Below are 19,025 nucleotides of genomic sequence, written 5' to 3'. Positions count from 1 at the left end.
GTGGGAGGTCGTGACGATGCAGGCTGACGCGTCGCCCTTCTTCATCGGTCCGCACCGGTTCGACGCACCGGACGATGAGGTGGGACCGCTACTCGACCGCCGGTACGAGCTGATGCCGGCCCTGGGCGAACAGGTGCTCTGGCGGCACCGACTGGAAGTCGCCGGGCACCTGCTCGGCCCGAGCGAGATCCGACGGGTGTGGACCCTGCCCAGCCCGGTGGCGGTGACCGTCACGGATCAGCGGATCGTCTGGGTGGGCGAGGGCTCACAGCTGGCCGTGATGCCCGGCGGGCGGGCCGTGGGCATCGCCCGGCACCGCCCGCCGGTCCGGCTGCCCGGCCTGCTCAGCGGGCAGATCCGCTGGCAGTGGCCGTCCCGGCTGGAGTTGGCACCGGCCGGCCGGCACGACCCCGCCCGACTGCTGATCGTGTGCGACGCGCTGCGGACCATCCAGCAGCCGGCGCTCGCCCTGAGCGGCCCGGCCGACGAGGTCGCCAGGCTGGCTCGGCAGGTGTGCCGGGCGGTGGCCGCCTTCCGGTTGGGCCGGCCCCAGCTGGTCGATCTGTCGCCTCAGGAACGTGACGTGCTGGCGCTGCGGTCCGCTGGTCGGGTCATCGGGGAGGAGCGCATCACCCTGCCCGGGTCGCTTCCGGTCGAGTTCCGGTCCCGGGACGACTACTACCGGCGGGCGACGGACCCGGCGCCCGACCGGCCCGGGCACGCAGGCGACGCAGCATTCGGGCATCGGTGAAGCCGACGGTCCGCGCGGCCGACTCCACCGTGGCGCCGTGCCCGATCAGGTGCTCCGCCCGCTCGACCCGGAGAAGCTGCTGGTAGCCGAGCGGGGTGAGGCCGGTGGCCCGGCGGAACAGGCGGTTCAGCGTCCGCTCGGCGACCCCGCCGACGGCGGCCAGTTCCGCCAGTGGCAACGGCTTGGCGTAGCGGTGGTCGATCACGTCCTGCACCCGGTGCACCGCCTCGGACAGGTGCGAACGGTGCCGCAGCATCACGCTGGCCTGCTGTTCGAGACCGTTGCGGCGGGCGTACACCACCAGCTCGCGGGCCACGCGGGCGGCGACGGCGGGGCCGTGCCGGACGGCCACCAGGTGCAGCGCGACGTCGATGCCGCTCGCGATACCGGCGGAGGTGACCACGCGGTCGTCGACCACATAGAGCACGTCCCGGATCACCCGCGCCGCCGGATGACGGCGGGCCAGGTCCTCCTGCACGTCGTGGTGGGTGGTGCAGCGGCGACCGTCCAGCAGTCCGGCTCGGCCGAGGGCGTACGCGCCCGCGCAGACGCCCGCCACGGTGCCGCCGGCAGCGTGGTGTGCGGCCAGCCGGCGCAGGCCGTCCGGGCTGACCGGGCCTGCCGGGCCGTGGGCGGTCGGCCGCCAGCCGGGCACCATCAGCAGGTCGTCGGGCGTCAGCTCGGGCCATTCGGTACGGGCGACCAACGGCACGCCCTGGACGGTGGGCACCTGTGCCCGCTCGGACACGTAGTGCAGCTCGTACCCGTGACCGAGGTCGGCGGCGGTGGAGAAGACCTGGGCCGGCCCGGCGAGGTCCAGCAGGTGCAGCTGCGGGACGAGGAGGAAGACGACCCGGGTCATCGGTCAGCTCCGCGGGCGGGCCGGGATCGCGCCGGTCACTTCGTCCACCGTGCGCACGGTGGCGAACCGCCCGGCCAGGGCGTACTCGGTGCGGCGGACGATTTCCTCGTTCGACAGGGTGCGCGGGTCGGCGAGGACCTCCGCCAGGCCGGCGGTCTCCGGAAGGTCCCGATGCGGAATCGGAAACGTCATCGTCGCGTCGGTCACGAACGTCATCCGGTAGCCGAGATCGGCACCGACCCGGGTGGTGGTCTCGACGCACTGCTCCGTACGGATACCGCACACGGTGACGTCGCGGACTCCGGCGAGCGTGAGCAGCTGCTGGAGGTTCGTGGTGGTGAAGGCGTTGTGCGAGGTCTTGACCAGCGTCGGCTCCCCCTCGCCGGGCGCCAGCCCGTCGATCAGCCGCACGTGTCCGAGGGCCGGGTCGAAGACCCCACCGGTGCCGGGCTCGGCATGCAGGACCCAGACCACCAGGTCACCGCGACCGCGGGCGGCATCCACCAGGCGGTCCACCTGGCCGACGATGTCCGGGTTCGAGCCGTACGCCCAGATGGGGCGCTGGCGGAAGGACTCCTGGACGTCTATCACGACGAGTGCTGCTCTGCTCATGGGACGATCCTGGCCTGGTGGAGGCTGGAACGGCAGACACCATCATGCCCACCTGCGGAACGATCCGGCCAACACCAAGGGTAGGTAGCTGGCCGGACGCCTCGGGTTCCGGGTCGGATGCCGGGCGGCGGCGCATACCGCCGCCCGCGTACGACCGCCAAAGCTCAGTCGACCAGGTTGTGCACCTCCAACCGGCCCCGGGCGAAGGCGTCCACCCGGCCCCAGCGGCCCGGGATGTCCAGCACCTCGATCCGGCCCATGCCGACCGGCAGTCGCGGGTCCACCGACAGGTGTCCCTCGTGCGGCTCCAGACCGAGCATGGTCCGCAGCAGCAGCAACGGCGTACCGGTCGACCACGCCTGCGGGCTGCACGCCGTCGGGTACTCCACCGGGAACTTGGTCAGATCCCGTTGGTAGCCACCGAAAGCCTCCGGGAGCCGGCCGCTGAAGTACGTCGCCGCGTCCAGGATCCCGCTGGCGATGACGGCCGCCTCCTCCGGGAAGCCGTACCGGCGCAGCCCCCAGGCGATGAACGAGTTGTCGAACGGCCAGATCGTGCCGTTGTGGTAGCCGATCGGGTTGTAGCGGATCTCCCCCTCGGCGAGGGTACGCACACCCCAGCCGGAGAAGAGCCGCGGACCGACCAGGTGCTGGGCGATCTTCTCGGCCCGCTCGTGGGAGACGATTCCGCTCCACAGCAGGTGGCCGATGTTCGAACTCAGCACGTCGCACTGGCGTCCGTCGGGGTCGAGCGCGAGGGCGAAGTACTCGCCGTCCTCCACCCAGAAGTCACGGTTGAACCGCTCCTTCAGCTTCGCCGCCTCCTGCTCGAGCTGGTCCGCGTACGCCGGGTCGCCCCAGAACTCCCGGGCCAGGCGGGCTGCACGCGTCTTCGCGTCGTACGCGTACCCCTGCACCTCGCAGGTCGCCCGGGGGAACGGCGGCAGTTTGCCGTCCGAATAGGAGATCGAGTCCCAGGAGTCCTTCCAGCACTGGTTCTCCAGGCCGGTGTCGGTGTTGCGCCGCTCGTACCAGATGTAGCCGGTGCCGACCAGGTCCGCGTACTCGTCGATCCAGCGCAGGGCGGCCCGGGACTCCTGCTCCAACTCCTTGACCAGCGCGACGTCCCCGGACCACCGCTCGTACTCGTCGAGCAGGATCAGGAACAGCGGCGTGGCGTCCACCGAGCCGTAGTACGGCGAGTGCGGCTGCTCCTCGAAGGCGGCCGTCTCGCCGTACCGCATCTCGTGCAGGATCCGGCCGGGATCCTCGTCGCGGAAGTCGTCGAAGCGGGTGCCCTGCAGCGACGCCAGGATCCGCAGCGTCGTCTTCGACAGTGCCGGTGTGAACGGCAACGTCTGCAGGCAGGTCAGGATGCTGTCCCGCCCGAACATGGTCATGAACCACGGCAGTCCGGCGGCGGGGAGGGTCGCCCCGCCCAGGGACAGCGGCGAGAAGCGCAGCGCCGCCAGGTCGACCAGGCTGCGCTGGTACGTCTCGGCGAGGGCCTCGTGCTGGCTGTTGAGCTTGGGCGCGTCAGCTATCCACTTCTCCAGGTCGTGCTGGAGCGCCAGCCGCTCGACGTTGCGGGTGCCCACGCCGAGCCGCAGGTCCCGCCCGCCCGGTCCGACGGCGATGGTCTCCACGTCGATGCGGGTGTTCCACTGCTCGTTCGGTTCCAGGTGGATGGAGAAGGCGAACCCGTCCCGGTCGTACCGGGCCGGTGCGGAGGAGACGATCGAGGTCTCCCGTACGAAGTTGCCGCGACGGTAGCCCAGCCGCAGGCAGTTGGCCTCGACCTCGCTGTAGATCTCGCCCTTCTTGTTCAAGATCTCGTCCTTGACCTGGAACAGATCGGCGAAGTCGGAGCCGGCGTCGATCCGGATCTCCAGGTCGACGGGCTTCTCGTCATGGTTGAGGATGACGAGCTGCTCGCGGAAGCTGCCACCCACCGCCCGTTCCCGGATGACCGACAGCTTGGCGTCGATGTAGTGGGTGGCCATGCCCGGCACCAGGAAGAACCGTGCCTCGTAGTACTGGAGGTCGTCGAACGAGAGGGCGTTGAGGCGCTCACCGTTGATGGTCAGCACCCACTTCGACAGGAACCGGGTGTCGAGCGAGAAGAGCCCGGTGGGCTCGCTCGGCGTCGCCTCGATGTCCCCCGTGTCCTCGGAGACCACGAAGGTGTTGCCGTCCAGGATCCGGATCGTGTTGGTCGAAGCCATCACCGCACCTCCTGCCCGAACTTACGGCGCGGCCCACGGGCGTCCGGGTTCCCGGGGAAGGTCCGCTCGACCTGCACGAACAGGCGTGGATCGCCGGCCACGGTCATGTCGCCCCGCAGGACCGCCGCGATCCCGTGTTCGCGTCCGGCCGCGATGTCCTCGAACAGCCCGGGGCTGGTGCCGATCACCGTGTCGGCCTCCTGGTTCTCCCGGCTCACCGAGATCCGGCCGTGGTCGATCCTGAGGAACCAGTGCATGGTGTGCGGCCCCTCCTGCAGGTCCACCCGCATGGTGCCGGCGGTCTTGGCGAGCCTCGGCTCGTACTCTCGCCGATCGATCTCCTCGAAGAATCTCGTGGTGGCGTCCAAGGGTCCCCTCCTCGCACGGTCCGTCACGCCCGGCGGCCGCCCGGCCGGGGTGTCGCCGTCCTCCGGTCGGCCGTTCGGCGTCCGAGCACGGGTGCCCGTCCGGCGAGCCGTCAACCTCGCCCGGATCGGGTGAGCCCGCGGCCGGCCACGTGCTGCCGGCGAGCGGAGACGGTCACCGCGGCCGCAGCGGGTGAAGCCGTCGACGTACGCGGACCGCCGGGTCGGGCCGGGCAGCCGGATACCCTCCGCACTGGACGGACGCGACGCGCCGGCCCCCCGAATCCTCGGGGAGCCGGCGCACGCCCGCGGCGGACGTCAGTTGTTCGGATCGTCGGCGCTGATGTCGGCGAGCACCGACTGGGGCTCACGCTCCACAGCCAGGTCGCCCATCGAGACGAGGCCGACGAGGCGCCCGTCCTGGACGACCGGCAGTCGTCGCACCGCGTAGGTACGCATCAGGTCCGCGGCGGAGACCGCGTCGTCGTACTGGCTCACCGTGATCACGTCCTTGGTGGTGATCTCGTTGAGCCGGGTGGTGGCGGGGTTCATGTTCTCCGCCACGGCACGAACCGTAATGTCACGATCCGTCACGATGCCAACCACGTTGTCGCCATCGGTGACCACCACGTCGCCGATCGCCATGTCACGCATCTCCTGCGCCGCGGCGGTGAGCGTGTCGCTGCCGTCCATCGTCACCAACCGGGTCGTCATGAACTCTCCGACCGTTGTCACGGTGCCCCCTCTCGGTGTCGGCACCGGCGGTCTACCCGCCGCTCCCACCGGGGTAACGCCCGCGGGCCGGGCGGCCCGAAGGCGGCCACGCCGAACACCCCCACGGCCATTGCCCGGGCCGTAGCGGCGCGGGGTCAGCTGCGCGGCGGGAGGCCGTAGACACGCTCGACGTGCAGACGCAGCACCAGACGACGGTCGGCGACCATCGCCCGCCGGTAGTCGTCCCAGTCGGGATGCTCGCCCTGCAACGACCGGTAGACCTCGATCAGCTCCTCGACCGTGGCGTCGTCGGGGGCGGCGGCGATCGGGGTCAGCTCGGCACGCGCCTCGGCCACCGCGTACGCCCAGCCGTCCTCGCTGCTCACGTGGAAGGTGGCTCGCGGGTCGCGCCGCAGGTTGACGGTCTTCGCGCGATCATCGGTCACCGAGGCCCGGATCAAACCCTGATCCCGGTCGAACGAGTAGATGACGGTGGACAGTTGCGGCCGTCCGTCCCGCTTGATGGTCGCCAGCACGCCCATCCGGCGCGCGGCGATCAGGTCGATCAGCGCCTGCTGCGTACGCTCGTCCGGCACGGTTTCCTCCAGTTCGCCCTGGTCGGGTTTCCATCCAAGCATGGTCCGGGAGCGGTCGCCTGCGATGGTCGACCGGGCTTCCTGTGCTGTCGGGCCGGGCGGGTGGACGGGTTACCGCGGGTTCGATGAAGTCACGACGGGCCCACCGCCGCCCAACCCGGCCCAGGCCAGGGGCCAGGGGCCAGGCAGGCGGGCGGTGGGCGGTGGGCGGGTCAGCGGCGCTCGGCGAGCAGCAGCTCGGCGACCTGCACGGCGTTGAGCGCGGCGCCCTTGCGGAGATTGTCGTTCGAGCAGAACAGCGCCAGGCCGTTCTCGACCGTCTCGTCGGCCCGGATCCGCCCCACGTAGACCGGGTCCCGGCCGGCGGCCCGCAGCGGAGTGGGCACGTCGGTCAGCGCCACACCGGGGGCGTCGGCGAGCAGTTCCCGGGCCCGCTGCGGACTGATCGGGCGGGCGAACCGGGCGTTCATCTGGAGCGAGTGACCGGTGAAGACCGGCACCCGCACGCAGGTGCCGGAGACCTTGAGGTCCGGAATCTCCAGAATCTTGCGGCTCTCGTTGCGCAGCTTCTGCTCCTCCTCGGTCTCGAAGGAGCCGTCGTCGACGATCGCGCCGGCGAGCGGGAGCACGTTGTAGGCGATGGGCTCGGCGAACGAACGCGGCGCGGGGAACTCGACGGCCGCCCCGTCGAACGCGAGGCCGGCAGCGTGCTCGGCGACCTTGCGGACCTGCTCGTCCAGTTCGGCGACGCCGGCCAGGCCGGCACCGGAGACCGCCTGGTACGTCGACACGACCAGGCTGACCAGCCCCGCCTCGGCGTGCAGTGGACGCAGCGCCGGCACGGCGGCCATCGTGGTGCAGTTCGGATTGGCGATGATGCCCTTCGGGCGTACGGCGGCGGCGTGCGGGTTCACCTCGGCGACGACCAGCGGCACGTCCGGGTCCATGCGGAACGCCGAGGAATTGTCGATCACCACGGCGCCGGCCTCGGCGACCCGGGGCGCGAGCTCGATCGACGTGTACTTGCCGGCCGAGAAGAGCACGATGTCCAGCCCGGAGTAGTCGGCTGTGGCCGCGTCCTCGACGGTGATCTCCTCGTCCCGCCAGGGCAGGGTACGGCCGGCGGACCGCGCCGAGGCGAACAACCGCAACTGCTCCGCCGGGAACTCGCGTTCCGCCAGCACCTGCCGCATCACGCCACCGACCTGGCCGGTGGCCCCCACAATGCCGATCCTCATGCCCGCGAGGCTACCGAGGGCACCAACCAGAACGGGAACCCTTCCCACTCCCCGCGCCCGATATCACACTCCGTCACCCCACCCCCACCCACCCCGCGAGGGGCCACTTTCACGGAAAGAGTGGCCTCCCGGCGGGAAATGGCCACTCTTTCCGTGGAAGTGCCGCTAGGTCGGGCGGGGTGTCAGGAGATGATTTCGGCCAGGTGGGTGGCGGCGAGGTCGTCGCGGATCATCGCGGCGTCACCCTCCACGACCAGGGTGAGCGAGTCGGGGTGCAGGTGCGTGGCGGCGGCGGCGTTCACCTGGTCGACGTCGCCGGAGAGCAGGGCCTCACGCAGCCGGGCGTGGTAGTCGTCCGGCAGGTCGTGCACCACCAGCGTGGTCAGCGCCGAGGCGATCGCCCGCGGAGACTGCAACTCCACCGACAACTGCCCGGCCCGCCAGGAGCGGGCCACAGCCAACTCCTCCTCGGTCACCCCACCGCTGCGCGTGCGGGAGATCTCGCCGACCGCCTCGACAAGCGCCGGCGCGGTCACCGCGGTCTGCACGCCGGAGCTGACCCCGAACCGCCCGAACCGCCGCGACGAGGCGAAGTCGCCCCGGATTCCGTATGTGTAGCCACGCACCTCGCGGATCAGGTGGTTCAGCCGCGACGTGAAGGCGCCACCGAGGATGGTGCCGGCCAGCGCCATCGGCACGTGGTCGGGGTGGGCGCGGTGCGGGGCCGGATGTCCCAGCCGCAGCGTGGACTGCACCGAGCCGGGCCGGTCCACCAGGATGATCCGGCGCCCCTCCCGCAACGGCGTCTCGACCGGACCGCCCCGCTCGATCGGGCCGCCGCCGGCGCCGGCGAACGCGGCCGCGGCGAGCGTGTCCAGGTCGATCCGGTCCAGGTCACCGGCGACGATCAGAGTGCCGGGCCGGATGAACCACTCCGAGTGGAAGACCCGGATGTCCTCGACGTCCAGGCCGGCGACCGAGTCCGGGTCGCCGTACATCGGGCGGCCCCAGCGGTTCTGCGCGCCGAACAGGTCGGCGCGCAGCGCCGCGTCCGCCCGCGGCCCCGGGTTGGCCCAGTCCATTCGCAGCGCGGTGGCTTCGTCGTCGCGTACCCGCGCCACGTCCGCGGGGTCGAGCCGGGGCGTACGCACGGCCTCGGCGAGCAGCTCCACGGCGGCGGTCAGCCGGTCCACCGGCACCTGCACGCTGACCTGGAACGAGTCCCAGTCCAGCCCGGTCACCAGTTCGGTGCCCAGCCCCTCGACGGCGAGCGCGTACGCGGCCGCGTCCCGCTGGGCGGTGCCCTCCTCCAGCGCCTTGGCGAGCACCGCGCCGAGCCCTTCCCTGCCGAGCGGCTCCCGCTCGGCGCCGGCATCGAGCAGCAGCAGCGCGACGGCGAGGTTCTGCCCGGGCAGGTGCGCGGCGACCACCTGACCGCCGGCCACGGCGCGGCGGACGACCGGCGGGAACCGGTACGGGCGGGCGGCGCCCGGGCCGGGGCGCGTGGCGATCAGCGTCATGGCTTCTCCTCGGCGAGGTAGGTCAGGGTCACCCGGTCGTCCGCGGCGAGCACCTCCGCGGCGGCCTCGGCGATCTGCTCGGCGGTCACCGCCAGCCACGCCGGCAGGCGCTCAGCGGCCTTCGCCGGGTCACCGAGCTGGGTGGCGTACCGGCCGAGCGTGTCCGCCCGTCCGTCCACCGTCGACATCTGCCGCCACCAGGCGGTGCTGAGCAGTGCCTTGGCCCGATCCAGCTCGGTGGCGGTGACCGGCACGGTGGCCAGCTCGTCCATGACCGCGTGCAGCCCGGCGGCCAGGTGCTCGGCGCTCACCCCGGGGCGGGCGGTCGCGGTCGCGATCAGCGGCGCCGGAGCGTGCGCCAGGTCCACCCCGTACGCGCCGACCAGGTCCGGCTGGGCGAGCCGCTCGCCGTCCGCGAGCCGCTGGTAGAGGCGACTGCCCCGGCCGCTGCCGAGCACGGTGGCCAGCACGGTGACCACGTCGTACCCGGCACTGCCGAACGGGTGGGTACGGTGCGCCACGTACACCCGCGGGGCCGGCACGTCGGCGACCACCGTCTCCGTGGCGGGCCGCCCGGTGGCCGCCACCGTCCGGCCGTCCGGCGCGGCCGGGATGTCCGCCAGCGGCGGGATGACACCGAAGTACTTCTCGGCAAGCTTGAAGACCTCGGCGGCGGTGGCGTCGCCGACCACGGTGAGCACGGCGTTGTTCGGCGCGTAGTACGTCCGATGGAACGCCTGGAACGTGGCCAGGTCGGCGGCGTTCAGATCGGCCATGGAGCCGATCGTCGCGTGGTGGTACGGGTGCCCCGGCGGGTAGAGCAGCGGCAGGAGCCGCAGCCAGGCGTCGCCGTACGGCACGTTCTCGTAGCGCTGGCGCCGCTCGTTCTTGACCACCTCACGCTGGTTGTCCAGCGTCTCCTGGGTCAGCGCCGGAACCAGGCCGCCCATCCGGTCCGCCTCCAACCAGAGCGCCAGCTCGAGGTGCTCGGCCGGGACCGTCTCGAAGTAGTTCGTGCGATCGGGGTTGGTGGTGGCGTTGAGCGACCCGCCGGAGCCCTGGATGAGCTTCATGTGCTCGGTCTTCGCGACATTCAGCGAGCCCTCGAACATCAGGTGCTCGAAGAGGTGGGCGAAGCCGGTCTGCCCCCGCGGCTCGTGCCGGGAACCGACGTCGTACCACAGATTCACCGCCACCGCCGGCGCGGTGCGGTCCTCGCTCACCACCACGCGCAGGCCGTTGTCCAGCCGGGTCGTCTCGATTGGCCAGGGGTAACCGCTGTCGGGCATGGGACGACGCTATCCGATCGCCCGGGCGGAAAGGTGACGCGCCGTCTCCGGGCGAGCCGTCACCGCATCCGCGAACAGCCCGCGAGGTGCGCGCATCGACCGGCCGGGCCGGGGTACGGAGGGGCATGTCCGCGCCCAGCGCCCGCCCGGCCGCCTTCGCGACCCGTGCGGGCGACGCCGTCTGCAACGCCGCCGCCGCCCTGACCCGCCTGCGGGGAGCGCGGCTGTTCCACCCCGCCGGCCGGTCGTTCGCGGGTGAGGTGACGATCTGGGGTACGCCCGGCCCCCCGACCGGCGTCAGCTTCCTGGACGAGCCGGGCCGCTACCCGGCGACGATCCGGCTCTCCAAGGGCTCGTCCACCCCGGGGAGCTGGCCAGACCTGCTCGGGCTGGCGGTGCGGGTGCACACCGACGGCCCCCGCCCGGTCGACCTGCTGGTCAGCTCCAGCGGCGCGCCACCGGTGCTGCGGGTGATGCCGCTGCCCCGTCGACGGTTCGCCGGGACGTACAGCACGATCGTGCCGCTGCGCGCCGGTCCGCGGCGGCTCTGGCTGGCCGCGCTGGCCGACCCGGACTCCGCCGACCTGGGCCGGAGCCTCACCGAGGCGGCCGCCGCGACCCGGACGGACGAGCCACGCCTGGTGCTCGCGACGGCCTCCGCGGTGGGGCCGTGGCGGCCCTTCGGCCAGGTCAGCATCGGTACGCAGCTCAGCGCCCGGCAGGACGCCGCGTTGGCGTTCGACCCGATCGACAACCTGCCGGCCGGGCTGCGTGCGGTCGGGGCGCTGGCGTGGCTGCGGGCCCACTCCTACCGGGGTTCCCGCCGGGCACGCGGGGTGGAGATTCAGTCCGGGGGCTCGCTCGGGGTCACCGTCTGATCCGACGTCCGGTGTTCGAGCACCGTGTCGGGTGCCACGTTCCGGTCCTCGCGGGCGTCGGACTCGGTGAGGATCGCCTCGGCCTGCGCTTCCGGGTCGTCGCTGCCCGCCGCCGTCTCCTCCGGCAGCAGGTGTGCCCGGGATTCGACCCGGTCCAGCTCACTCTGCTCATCGCTCATGCCGCCCCTCATACCCCGGCTTCGGGGGCGGCACGCGCACCACAGGCGTGGGACGTCAGCGGCGTCGGGCTGAACGTCGCCCGATGCGTCAGGTACGCTGGCTAGCGTGACGCGGTCGTATCGATGGTTTAGGCAGCCGGCTGGAGGAGCCGGTGACTTCACCATGATCTGACGTCACCTCTCTTCGAGCCGGCTGGGCAGGGCCTCATGGTCCTGCCTTTTCTGTACGAGCAGCCGGCTCGACCCGGGCACCGGCCCCGGGACACGGTCGGCGGAAGGAAGCCCACCGTGACGACCCCGGAGACCGATCGGGTCAGCGATCAGCGGATCGACCGCGTCGTGCCGCTGACCACCCCCGCCCTGCTCCACCACGAGCTGCCCCTGGACGAACCGCTCGCCTCGGCCGTGCTGGCCGGTCGACGCGCGGTCGGCCGCGTGCTCGACCGCGCCGACGACCGGCTGCTGGTGGTGGTCGGCCCCTGCTCGGTGCACGACCCGGCCGCCGCGCTGGAGTACGCCGGGCGGCTGCGTGAGGCGGCGGACCGGTTCGCCGACGACCTGCTGATCGTGATGCGGGTCTACTTCGAGAAGCCCCGCTCCACGGTCGGCTGGAAGGGGCTGATCAACGATCCGCGGCTGGACGGCTCCGGCGACGTGAACACCGGCCTGCGGCTGGCCCGCGCGCTGCTGCTGGACGTGCTGCGCCTCGGCCTGCCGGTCGGTTGCGAGTTCCTCGACCCGATCACCCCCCAGTACATCGCCGACACCGTGGCGTGGGGTGCCATCGGCGCCCGCACGGTGGAGAGCCAGGTGCATCGGCAGCTCGCCTCCGGACTCTCCATGCCGATCGGCATGAAGAACCGTCCGGACGGCAGCATCGGCACCGCGGTGGACGCGATCCGGGCGGCCGGCGTACCGCACGTCTTCCCCGGTATCGACTTCTCCGGCACGCCGGCGATCATGCACACCCGGGGCAACACCGACGGGCACCTGGTGCTGCGCGGTGGCGGCGGCCGGCCCAACTACGACGCGGAGTCCGTCGCCGGTGCGCTCGACCTGCTGCGGGCGGCCGCCCTGCCCGAGCGGGTGGTGATCGACGCCAGCCACGCCAACAGCGGCAAGAACCACCGCAACCAGCCGCTCGTGGCCGCCGACGTGGCCGGCCAGCTCGCGGCCGGGCAACGCGGCGTCGTCGGCATCATGCTGGAGTCCTTCCTGCAGGCGGGGCGGCAGGACCTCGACCCGACCCGGGAGTTGGAGTACGGCAAGTCGATCACCGACGCGTGCATCGGCTGGGACACCACGGCCGACGTCCTCGACCAGCTCGCCGCCGCCGTCCGCGCCCGCCGCGCCACCCTCCCCACCCCCGCCTAACCCCACCCCACCCACCCACCACCCACCCACTCCACCCCACCCCCGGTCCCGGTGATCAAGAGCTTCGCGTCACCGAAGCGCGCCGATCTGACGCGAACCTCTTGATCAACCGGACCGTGCGGGGTGTGACGCAGGGCACAGGACGGGGCGGAAGACTCGCGGGGATGCCGCGGTTGAGTGGAGTGTCGGTGTGTCCAGTGTCCCCGGGCCTCACCCAATCGCCTTCGCGGAATACCGTCCGGCTGGAGCCGCGTCGAGCCACTCGCCGAGAGGCGACCTGCACACCGACGCCCAGCGGCGCCCCGGCCATCCGGCCGGGGCGCCGCTGTGTTTCCTCCCGGCGTTTGACCGTTTCCGGCGCGGGTAGCTGATCGCCGTGACCGACGACGCACCTGTGACAGACGAACCGGACACCCGGCGCCTCGACGACCTGCTCGAAGACCTGTACCACGGCCAGGAACGGGTCAGCCGGTCGGACATCTACCGGCGGGCGGTCGCCGCCGAACTTCCCGCCGACTGGCTCACCCGGATCGGCGCGCTGCCCGAGGGGGAGTACTCGGTCGACGAGGCGGCCGATCTGCTCGGTGGCTCGGTCACCTGAGACCCCCACCCCCGGTGAGAGGAGCGAGATGTCCCACCACGAGGAGGAGCACGAGAAGATCCCCGCGCTGGCTCAGCCCCCGGCGGGCACGGACAACCTGCCCGACCCGGACTTCGCCAACGAGCACGACCGGACGGCGGTGGACCGCAAGGTGATCACCGACGAGGACAAGGGCGAGCGGGAGCCGGAGGCGTCCCGCGGCTGGGCAGGCGAGAACGGCGGTACGACTCCGACCTGACCGGCTTCATGTTGGAAAGGGCCGGCTCTGCACGCGCCGGCCCTTTCCCGTCGGTCGGTGCCTACTCCTCGTGCTGCCCGCCGGCCTCGGCGGCCTGCTGCGCGACGGCGTAGCCCATCTGCAGGAAGTCGGACGCGGCCACCGCGGTCAGCGCCGTGGCCACCAGACGGGTCAGCCGCGGCGCGAGCACCAGACCGCCGGTGAGTCCGGTGGCGACCCAGACCGCGAGACAGAACGGGCAGCTGAGCAGTTCCCCGATCGCATGCCGGGTGGCACTGCCGGAGTCTCGGACCTGTTCCATCACCTCACCGCTGCCGATCGGCCGGTCGTAGCGGGTGAACGGGGCACGCAGCGGGCTGGTGATCGCGTCCTTCGACAGCAACCGGCTCAGTTTGTGCGTGGCGACGGCGAGCAGCAACACGTCGGCCGGGGCGGGCCGTTCGGGCACGGGGCGACCGGTCGCCCGGACCAGGCCCGCGATGGCCGCGGTCACCCCCGCGTACGTGCCCATCGCTGCCAGGTAGCCGCCGAGCGGGCGGTGCTCGTGTGGTGCGTACGCCTGGCGCAGCCGCGCCGCCTTCTTCCGCAAGCCGTAGGGGGTCACCCGGTCTCCTCGTCGTCGCACCTGTGCTCCGCCGGCCGGTCGGCCGGCGGTACCGGCCTGCCGACCGGCGGGGTGTTGCGCGGGTCAGCCCGCCTGAAGGTTGTCGGCCACCTCACGGGCCAGGCTGTCCAACGCCTCGACGGCCAGCCGGTTGGCGTCCTGCCCGCCGGACCCGCCGGAGAAGTCGAACCGGATCCGTGCGCCGCCGGAGTTCTCCGGGTCCACCCGGATCTCCGCCATGGACTCGGTCGGGGACGAGACGTGCCACCGAGCGCACAGCTCCTCGCCGCGGATCTCCGGCGCCGGAACGCCGTCCGTACGCAGGAACGCGGGCAACCAGGCGGCGGCCCGGTCCGGGTCGGTGGCGGTGTTGAAGACGACCTCCGGCGGCGCGGACATGCCACGCTCCGCGTGCGCCATCACTCGTCCCGCAGCCGGCTCGGGTCGACCTCCCGGCTCGGGTACCTGGCCAGGTATTCGGTCTCCAGCTCGGCGGTCCGGCGCAGGTGGTGGGCGAGCGCCGAGTCGGACGCGTGCCGCAACGTGTCGAGCCGGGTGCGATGCAGGCTGTGGATCTCGCGGATCAGGTCGTCGTCGGTCAGCTCGCCGGGGTCGACACCCAGCTCACCGTCGAGGTCCGGGCCGAGCGTGGTGGGGTCGGCGAGGTGGTCGCCGCTCCACTCGATGACCCGCTCCTCCGGGCTGGCCGCACCGCCCGGCAGGTAGCCTTCCTGTCTCATCTCGCCCCCCTGGTCTCGTTTGGGCTGGCGTCTAGACGGTTGCCCACACCGGGTGGCACCAAACGTCCCGGCCCGCGACAACTACGACACCTCGTCGGAGAGAGCGGCCGGTGCCGGTACCCTCGATGCCATGAAGCGGCTCTGGACCCCGGCGTGGATCGCACGCCACGTGGCCACGGTCGTGCTCGTCCTCGCGTTCCTCGCGCTGGGCTGGTGGCAGATCAGCCGGGCCGCCGGAGGGAACACGCTCAGCTGGGCGTACGCCTTCGAATGGCCGATCTTCGCGGGGTTCGTGGTCTTCGTCTGGTGGCGTGAGGCACGACACACGCTGCGCGGCGACGAGCCCGAGCGGCCGGCCGAGCCGGTCGCCGCCGGGGACGATCCGGTCGTCGGCGCCCGACCGGTGGTACGCCGACCGGTCCGGGTGGCCCGGGTCCCGGCGGCGGCGGACGGCATGGAGGATGCCGACCTGGCCGCGTACAACCGCTACCTGTCATGGTTGAACGCGAATCCGGGCGCTCGGCCCGGTGACTACCCCGGCTGAGCCGGGTTCGGAAGGACGGACAGAGGTGGGCGGAGCCCTTACCCGGTACCGCGTGATCGCCTGGATCGTGGGCGTGGTGCTGATCGTGCTGGTCGTGATCGGCATGCCGCTGAAGTACCTGTTCGACAGCCCGGTCGTGGTGGAGACCGTCGGCCCGGCGCACGGATTCCTCTACATGGTCTACCTGGTGGCCGCGTTCGACCTGGCCCGCCGTGCGGACTGGCCGTTGAAGCGGATGCTCGGCGTGATGCTGGCCGGCACCGTGCCCTTCGTCTCCTTCTACGCCGAGCGTCGAGCGACGGCGTGGCTCAAGAAGCCGGCTGAGCGCACGCCGGAGCCGGTCGCCGGCTGACCGGCCCGGACCTGACGGATCAGCGGCCGGACCGGACGGATCAGCGGCTCGGCCGCCACGGGTCGGCCGAGGCGAGCGGCTCGTTCCACCCGCCGTACCTGTTCATCTCCCGGGCCCGCACCAGGGCCCGGGTGACCTGACCGAACTGCCGCTCGTCGTCGGTGCTGAAGAGCAGGATCCGCTCGCCCCGGTACATGCCCCACAGCTCGTACGCCGGCGGTCGCCACCGGTCGCCGGCGAGCCCCAGCAACGCCGGCACCAGCAGGACGGCGCCGAAGATGAGGTACGCGCTCGCGGTGAGCCGTTGCAGCCCGCCGGTGAAGCCGAGCAGCAGGCCCACTCCGCCGATCATCGCGCCGCTGGTGGCCACCGCCCGTACGGCGATCCGATCGTGTGGCCCTCGGGTGGTGCGCAGGTGGGTGAGGTCGGCGATGCGGAAGGTGTTGCGGCCGACGGTGAACCTGTCGACCGTGACGACGATTCCGGGGCGTGCATAGAGCAGCGTGTTCTTGGCACCGGTCACCCTGGGTGATCCAGGTGCTGTGGTCGCGCCTTCAGGATTCACGGCTACCTCCCGCGGCGGTCCGTCGGGGCGGCCCGTCGAGGGGGTACCAGGCATCAGTGCTGGTCGACGGGAATCCCGGCTACGGGTTCATTGTGTTGCCGCCCTGCCAGCGCGGATCGGGATTTGCCGGACCACGGCACAGCGCCGGCATCGGTCCATGGACGGGAATGGGAATCCATTTCCGTCTTTGTCCGTTATGGGGCATCACCATCCGGCGGCATGCGTCCAGAACGACGAATGTCATTGTCTGGGCAAATGCCGCAACCCCGGCGCACCTCGCGCACGATCGCCTCGTTAATGATCACGTTGGGTCACCTGTCGCAGGCGGCACTTGCGGCCACTATGCCAACATTCGTCCCGACTTCCACTGCGCACGACTCCCGTCCCGGGTTAGGTTGGGCGAGCCGGCCCGGCCCAGTGCCCACCACCCGGAGGGCCCCGGTCCGGTGTCATCGGGGGCGTCAGCACCCACCGGTGGCCGTGGGAGAGGAGCCTTCCGCTCTTGTCATCCCTGAAAAGAATGCTGCGCACACTGGCGGTCACCGGCCTGGCGGCCGCGCTGGTCGCACCGGCCACGGCGGCCCGGGCAGAGCCCTCCCCCGCCGATCTCACCCGCCAGATAGCGCGCTCCTCGACGGAACTGGAGCGGGTCGTCGAGTCGTACAACAAGCTCCGCGAGGACATCAAGACCAACAAGGCCGCGGTAGACCGATTACAGGCCCGCATCGGCCCGCTGGAACGGCAGACCGAGCAGAGCCGGGCGGACGTCGCGGAGATCGCGGCGACCGCGTACAAGACGGGTGGCCTGCAGGCCGCGGACGCACTGCTGCGCCCCGGCGGCTCGGCCGCCATGCTGGACCGCCTCGGCACCATCGAGCACCTGACCCGGCAGCGCCAGGCTCGAATCTCCGGATTCACCAAGAGCCAGCGTCAGCTGGTCGACGAGAAGACCCGCCTGAACAAGGTGCTCGTCCGGCAGGACGCCCAGGCCCGGGCGTTGGCCAACACCAAGTCGCGCATCGAGCGGGATCTCGCTCGCCTCTACGACCTGCGCCGCGCGGCGTACGGCCGGGCGACCGAGGCACCCGCGCCCGCGGCCCGGCCCGATCCCGACCGGCAGGCACCCGCCGTCTCCGGTCGGGCCGGCGTCGCCGTTCGGTACGCCTACGGGGCCATCGGGAAGCCGTACGTCTGGGGTGGGTCAGGCCCCAACGGCTACGACTGTTCGGGCCTGACCTCGGCGGCCTGGCGGGCGGCCGGAAAGTCCCTGCCACACAACGCCCGGATGCAGTGGGGGGCGGTGGCCCACATCGGCCGCGGCGAGCTACGCCCGGGTGACCTGGTCTTCTACCGCGGGCTCGGACACGTTGCCCTGTTCGTCGGCGACGGCCAGGTGATCGACGCACCGAGCGCCGGACGGAACGTGCTCAAGCGGGGCATGAACATGATGCCCATCCACGGCTACGGCCGGGTGCGCTGATCCCACCTGACGGCGAACGGCCGGCGTCCCGATATCGGACACCGGCCGTTCGTCGTGTTGGTTGGTATGTCAGGCCGCCTGGAGTCCCTCCGCCCGGGCCAGCTCACGAAGCCGGCCGAGGGCCTGGATCTCCAGCTGCCGGATCCGCTCGCGGGAGAGCGAGAACCGCGACGCGACCTCGGTGAGCGAGTGCTCGCGCCCGTCCTCCAGCCCGTAGCGGGCCCGCATGATGCCGGCCGAACGGTCGTCGAGGTGGTTCAGCAGGCCCTCGATCCGCTGCCGCTCCAGGCCGGTCAGCACGATGTCCTCCGGTGACGGGGCGTCACTGTCGGCCACCAGGTCACCGAGGTTGGTGTCGCCGTCGTCGCCGACCGGCGTGTCCAGCGACACGGTGTCCTGCGACCAGCGCACCAGCTCGTTGACCCGCTCGACGGTCACGCCGAGCGCCGCCGCGATCTGCTCCGGCTCCGGGTCGCTGCCCAGCTCGCGGGTGAGCTGGCGGGCCACGTTGCGCATCCGGTTGACGTCCTCCACCAGGTGCACCGGCAGTCGGACGGTGCGCTCCTGTTGGGCGATCGCCCGGCTGATCGCCTGGCGGATCCACCAGGTGGCGTAGGTGGAGAACTTGTAGCCGCGCTCGTAGTCGAACTTCTCGACCGCCCGGACCAGGCCGGTGTTGCCCTCCTGGATCAGGTCCAGCATGGGCATCCCCGACCGCACGTACCGGCGGGCGATCGACACGACCAGTCGGAGGTTCGCGCGGATGAAGAGGTCCTTCGCCCGCTCCCCCTCGACGACCAGCCGCTCCAGGTCCTCACGGGCGACGCCGGCGGGGACACGGTCCTCGTCGAGCAGGTGCTCGGCGTAGAGGCCGGCCTCGATCGCCTTGGAGAGATCGACCTCCTTGGCGGCGTCCAGCAGTGGCGTCCGGGAGATCTCGTGCAGGTAGACGCCGACCAGGTCACGCTCCTCGGCGACCTCGTCGGTACGCATGCCGATGTTCTTGTCCACGTTGCCCACGGTCCCCTCGCTCGCGCCGGTTGCCCGGTTCCTTGCCATCCCCACGTCCATCAGCCCTCCCCCGCGACTACCGCTGTGCCCGTCGGTGGTGACACCTACACAACAGTTGAGACGTGTCGGGGATTCCATGTCGTGAGTCGAAACTGTCACGAATGCCTGAGTAGTAGCTGAAAGCGCGATCCATGTTTGCTGTCAGCACCCCGCCGGGTGGCTCGCCTTGGGCACCACGTACGGGTCGGTGGCACGACCGCTCACCGTCGCCCCTGATATGGCAGCAT

General features: G+C 71.7%; 22 protein-coding genes and 1 pseudogene. 8 read left to right on the top strand and 15 right to left on the bottom strand.

The annotated features are described in order from the left end of the window. Window positions 1–16: 16 nt before the first annotated feature. Window positions 17–751: a hypothetical protein gene (locus BXA10_RS32585; RefSeq protein ID WP_342742896.1), complete on the top strand. Its 735-nt coding sequence runs from the start codon at window positions 17–19 to the stop codon at window positions 749–751. Window positions 752–761: 10 nt separating this feature from the next. Here the strand turns inward: BXA10_RS32585 and BXA10_RS21065 are convergent. The 9 genes and pseudogenes from BXA10_RS21065 to BXA10_RS21025 form a co-directional block, all read right to left on the bottom strand. Next, a pseudogene (locus BXA10_RS21065) lies at window positions 762–1,613 on the bottom strand (GlxA family transcriptional regulator); the annotation flags it as partial. Window positions 1,614–1,616: 3 nt separating this feature from the next. Beyond that, window positions 1,617–2,225, bottom strand: coding sequence for a cysteine hydrolase family protein (locus BXA10_RS21060; RefSeq protein WP_076472473.1), 609 nt, complete (start codon window positions 2,223–2,225; stop codon window positions 1,617–1,619). 164 nt (window positions 2,226–2,389) lie between these two features. Next, window positions 2,390–4,450, bottom strand: a complete 2,061-nt coding sequence (locus tag BXA10_RS21055) for an amylo-alpha-1,6-glucosidase (protein ID WP_076472470.1) — start codon at window positions 4,448–4,450, stop codon at window positions 2,390–2,392. Continuing rightward, window positions 4,450–4,818: an SCP2 sterol-binding domain-containing protein gene (locus BXA10_RS21050; RefSeq protein WP_076472467.1), complete on the bottom strand. Its 369-nt coding sequence runs from the start codon at window positions 4,816–4,818 to the stop codon at window positions 4,450–4,452. Before BXA10_RS21050 ends, BXA10_RS21055 begins: the two co-directional genes overlap by 1 nt. Before the next feature lie 315 nt (window positions 4,819–5,133). Next, the gene (locus tag BXA10_RS21045) at window positions 5,134–5,550 is read right to left on the bottom strand and encodes a CBS domain-containing protein (protein ID WP_076472464.1); all 417 of its coding nucleotides are present in this window, start codon (window positions 5,548–5,550) and stop codon (window positions 5,134–5,136) included. Window positions 5,551–5,684: 134 nt separating this feature from the next. Further along, a complete protein-coding gene (locus BXA10_RS21040) occupies window positions 5,685–6,167 on the bottom strand; it encodes a PPOX class F420-dependent oxidoreductase (protein WP_076472462.1) in 483 nt (160 codons plus the stop codon). Between the two features lie 170 nt (window positions 6,168–6,337). After that, window positions 6,338–7,363 (bottom strand): aspartate-semialdehyde dehydrogenase, encoded by a 1,026-nt coding sequence (locus tag BXA10_RS21035; protein WP_076472460.1) that lies wholly within the window; start codon window positions 7,361–7,363, stop codon window positions 6,338–6,340. 182 nt (window positions 7,364–7,545) lie between these two features. Further along, the gene (locus BXA10_RS21030) at window positions 7,546–8,883 is read right to left on the bottom strand and encodes a M16 family metallopeptidase (protein ID WP_076472458.1); all 1,338 of its coding nucleotides are present in this window, start codon (window positions 8,881–8,883) and stop codon (window positions 7,546–7,548) included. After that, a complete protein-coding gene (locus BXA10_RS21025) occupies window positions 8,880–10,172 on the bottom strand; it encodes a M16 family metallopeptidase (protein ID WP_076472457.1) in 1,293 nt (430 codons plus the stop codon). The genes BXA10_RS21030 and BXA10_RS21025 overlap by 4 nt, the downstream gene beginning before the upstream one ends. Before the next feature lie 125 nt (window positions 10,173–10,297). Here BXA10_RS21025 and BXA10_RS21020 point away from each other — a divergent pair, with 125 nt between their 5' ends. Next, window positions 10,298–11,050, top strand: coding sequence for a phosphodiesterase (locus BXA10_RS21020; protein ID WP_245828337.1), 753 nt, complete (start codon window positions 10,298–10,300; stop codon window positions 11,048–11,050). On the opposite strand, the gene BXA10_RS21015 is transcribed toward BXA10_RS21020, so the two are convergent. Beyond that, window positions 11,017–11,229, bottom strand: a complete 213-nt coding sequence (locus tag BXA10_RS21015) for a hypothetical protein (protein WP_076472454.1) — start codon at window positions 11,227–11,229, stop codon at window positions 11,017–11,019. The two genes, BXA10_RS21020 and BXA10_RS21015, sit on opposite strands and share 34 nt — an antisense overlap. Window positions 11,230–11,517: 288 nt before the next feature. Here BXA10_RS21015 and BXA10_RS21010 point away from each other — a divergent pair, with 288 nt between their 5' ends. From BXA10_RS21010 to BXA10_RS21000, 3 genes are all read left to right on the top strand, one after another. Next, entirely contained in the window at window positions 11,518–12,603 is a 1,086-nt protein-coding gene (locus BXA10_RS21010) for a 3-deoxy-7-phosphoheptulonate synthase (protein ID WP_076472451.1), read from the top strand. Between the two features lie 367 nt (window positions 12,604–12,970). Then, window positions 12,971–13,204, top strand: a complete 234-nt coding sequence (locus BXA10_RS21005) for a hypothetical protein (RefSeq protein WP_425436102.1) — start codon at window positions 12,971–12,973, stop codon at window positions 13,202–13,204. 28 nt (window positions 13,205–13,232) lie between these two features. Further along, the gene (locus BXA10_RS21000) at window positions 13,233–13,442 is read left to right on the top strand and encodes a hypothetical protein (RefSeq protein ID WP_076472445.1); all 210 of its coding nucleotides are present in this window, start codon (window positions 13,233–13,235) and stop codon (window positions 13,440–13,442) included. A gap of 61 nt (window positions 13,443–13,503) precedes the next feature. On the opposite strand, the gene BXA10_RS20995 is transcribed toward BXA10_RS21000, so the two are convergent. The 3 genes from BXA10_RS20995 to BXA10_RS20985 form a co-directional block, all read right to left on the bottom strand. Then, window positions 13,504–14,046: a DUF1360 domain-containing protein gene (locus tag BXA10_RS20995; protein WP_076472443.1), complete on the bottom strand. Its 543-nt coding sequence runs from the start codon at window positions 14,044–14,046 to the stop codon at window positions 13,504–13,506. An 84-nt stretch (window positions 14,047–14,130) separates the two neighbouring features. Next, window positions 14,131–14,466 carry an SRPBCC family protein gene (locus tag BXA10_RS20990; RefSeq protein WP_076472441.1) on the bottom strand — a complete coding sequence of 112 codons (336 nt, stop codon included), beginning with the start codon at window positions 14,464–14,466 and terminating at the stop codon, window positions 14,131–14,133. Continuing rightward, entirely contained in the window at window positions 14,466–14,786 is a 321-nt protein-coding gene (locus BXA10_RS20985) for a DUF6158 family protein (RefSeq protein ID WP_076472438.1), read from the bottom strand. Before BXA10_RS20985 ends, BXA10_RS20990 begins: the two co-directional genes overlap by 1 nt. Before the next feature lie 130 nt (window positions 14,787–14,916). On the opposite strand from BXA10_RS20985, the gene BXA10_RS20980 reads away from it, so the two are divergent. Next, the gene (locus tag BXA10_RS20980; RefSeq protein WP_076472596.1) at window positions 14,917–15,330 is read left to right on the top strand and encodes a hypothetical protein; all 414 of its coding nucleotides are present in this window, start codon (window positions 14,917–14,919) and stop codon (window positions 15,328–15,330) included. A gap of 25 nt (window positions 15,331–15,355) precedes the next feature. After that, a complete protein-coding gene (locus BXA10_RS20975) occupies window positions 15,356–15,682 on the top strand; it encodes a DUF3817 domain-containing protein (protein ID WP_076472435.1) in 327 nt (108 codons plus the stop codon). A gap of 40 nt (window positions 15,683–15,722) precedes the next feature. Here BXA10_RS20975 and BXA10_RS20970 read toward each other — a convergent pair whose 3' ends face one another. Beyond that, window positions 15,723–16,205, bottom strand: coding sequence for a DUF6232 family protein (locus BXA10_RS20970; RefSeq protein WP_139338068.1), 483 nt, complete (start codon window positions 16,203–16,205; stop codon window positions 15,723–15,725). 544 nt (window positions 16,206–16,749) lie between these two features. On the opposite strand from BXA10_RS20970, the gene BXA10_RS20965 reads away from it, so the two are divergent. Then, window positions 16,750–17,727: a C40 family peptidase gene (locus BXA10_RS20965; protein ID WP_076472431.1), complete on the top strand. Its 978-nt coding sequence runs from the start codon at window positions 16,750–16,752 to the stop codon at window positions 17,725–17,727. Between the two features lie 69 nt (window positions 17,728–17,796). Here BXA10_RS20965 and BXA10_RS20960 read toward each other — a convergent pair whose 3' ends face one another. Further along, window positions 17,797–18,786, bottom strand: coding sequence for a sigma-70 family RNA polymerase sigma factor (locus tag BXA10_RS20960; RefSeq protein ID WP_175649268.1), 990 nt, complete (start codon window positions 18,784–18,786; stop codon window positions 17,797–17,799). Window positions 18,787–19,025 lie beyond the last annotated feature (239 nt).

Source organism: Micromonospora avicenniae (genome assembly GCF_900156065.1).
In the GTDB taxonomy this organism is placed as follows: Bacteria; Actinomycetota; Actinomycetes; order Mycobacteriales; family Micromonosporaceae; genus Micromonospora; species Micromonospora avicenniae.
This window is presented reverse-complemented; position numbering and strand designations above follow the sequence as displayed.

Excerpts from the sequence above, each read along its gene's own strand:
- BXA10_RS21020 (WP_245828337.1), top strand. The coding sequence starts at position 10,298 with ATGTCCGCGCCCAGCGCCCGCCCGGCCGCCTTCGCGACCCGTGCGGGC.
- BXA10_RS21025 (WP_076472457.1), bottom strand. The coding sequence starts at position 10,172 with ATGCCCGACAGCGGTTACCCCTGGCCAATCGAGACGACCCGGCTGGAC.
- BXA10_RS21000 (WP_076472445.1), top strand. The coding sequence starts at position 13,233 with ATGTCCCACCACGAGGAGGAGCACGAGAAGATCCCCGCGCTGGCTCAG.
- BXA10_RS20985 (WP_076472438.1), bottom strand. The coding sequence starts at position 14,786 with ATGAGACAGGAAGGCTACCTGCCGGGCGGTGCGGCCAGCCCGGAGGAG.
- BXA10_RS21030 (WP_076472458.1), bottom strand. The coding sequence starts at position 8,883 with ATGACGCTGATCGCCACGCGCCCCGGCCCGGGCGCCGCCCGCCCGTAC.
- BXA10_RS21040 (WP_076472462.1), bottom strand. The coding sequence starts at position 6,167 with ATGCTTGGATGGAAACCCGACCAGGGCGAACTGGAGGAAACCGTGCCG.
- BXA10_RS21060 (WP_076472473.1), bottom strand. The coding sequence starts at position 2,225 with ATGAGCAGAGCAGCACTCGTCGTGATAGACGTCCAGGAGTCCTTCCGC.
- BXA10_RS21035 (WP_076472460.1), bottom strand. The coding sequence starts at position 7,363 with ATGAGGATCGGCATTGTGGGGGCCACCGGCCAGGTCGGTGGCGTGATG.
- BXA10_RS20990 (WP_076472441.1), bottom strand. The coding sequence starts at position 14,466 with ATGGCGCACGCGGAGCGTGGCATGTCCGCGCCGCCGGAGGTCGTCTTC.
- BXA10_RS21015 (WP_076472454.1), bottom strand. The coding sequence starts at position 11,229 with ATGAGCGATGAGCAGAGTGAGCTGGACCGGGTCGAATCCCGGGCACAC.
- BXA10_RS21055 (WP_076472470.1), bottom strand. The coding sequence starts at position 4,450 with ATGGCTTCGACCAACACGATCCGGATCCTGGACGGCAACACCTTCGTG.
- BXA10_RS32585 (WP_342742896.1), top strand. The coding sequence starts at position 17 with ATGCAGGCTGACGCGTCGCCCTTCTTCATCGGTCCGCACCGGTTCGAC.
- BXA10_RS20960 (WP_175649268.1), bottom strand. The coding sequence starts at position 18,786 with ATGGCAAGGAACCGGGCAACCGGCGCGAGCGAGGGGACCGTGGGCAAC.
- BXA10_RS20980 (WP_076472596.1), top strand. The coding sequence starts at position 14,917 with ATGAAGCGGCTCTGGACCCCGGCGTGGATCGCACGCCACGTGGCCACG.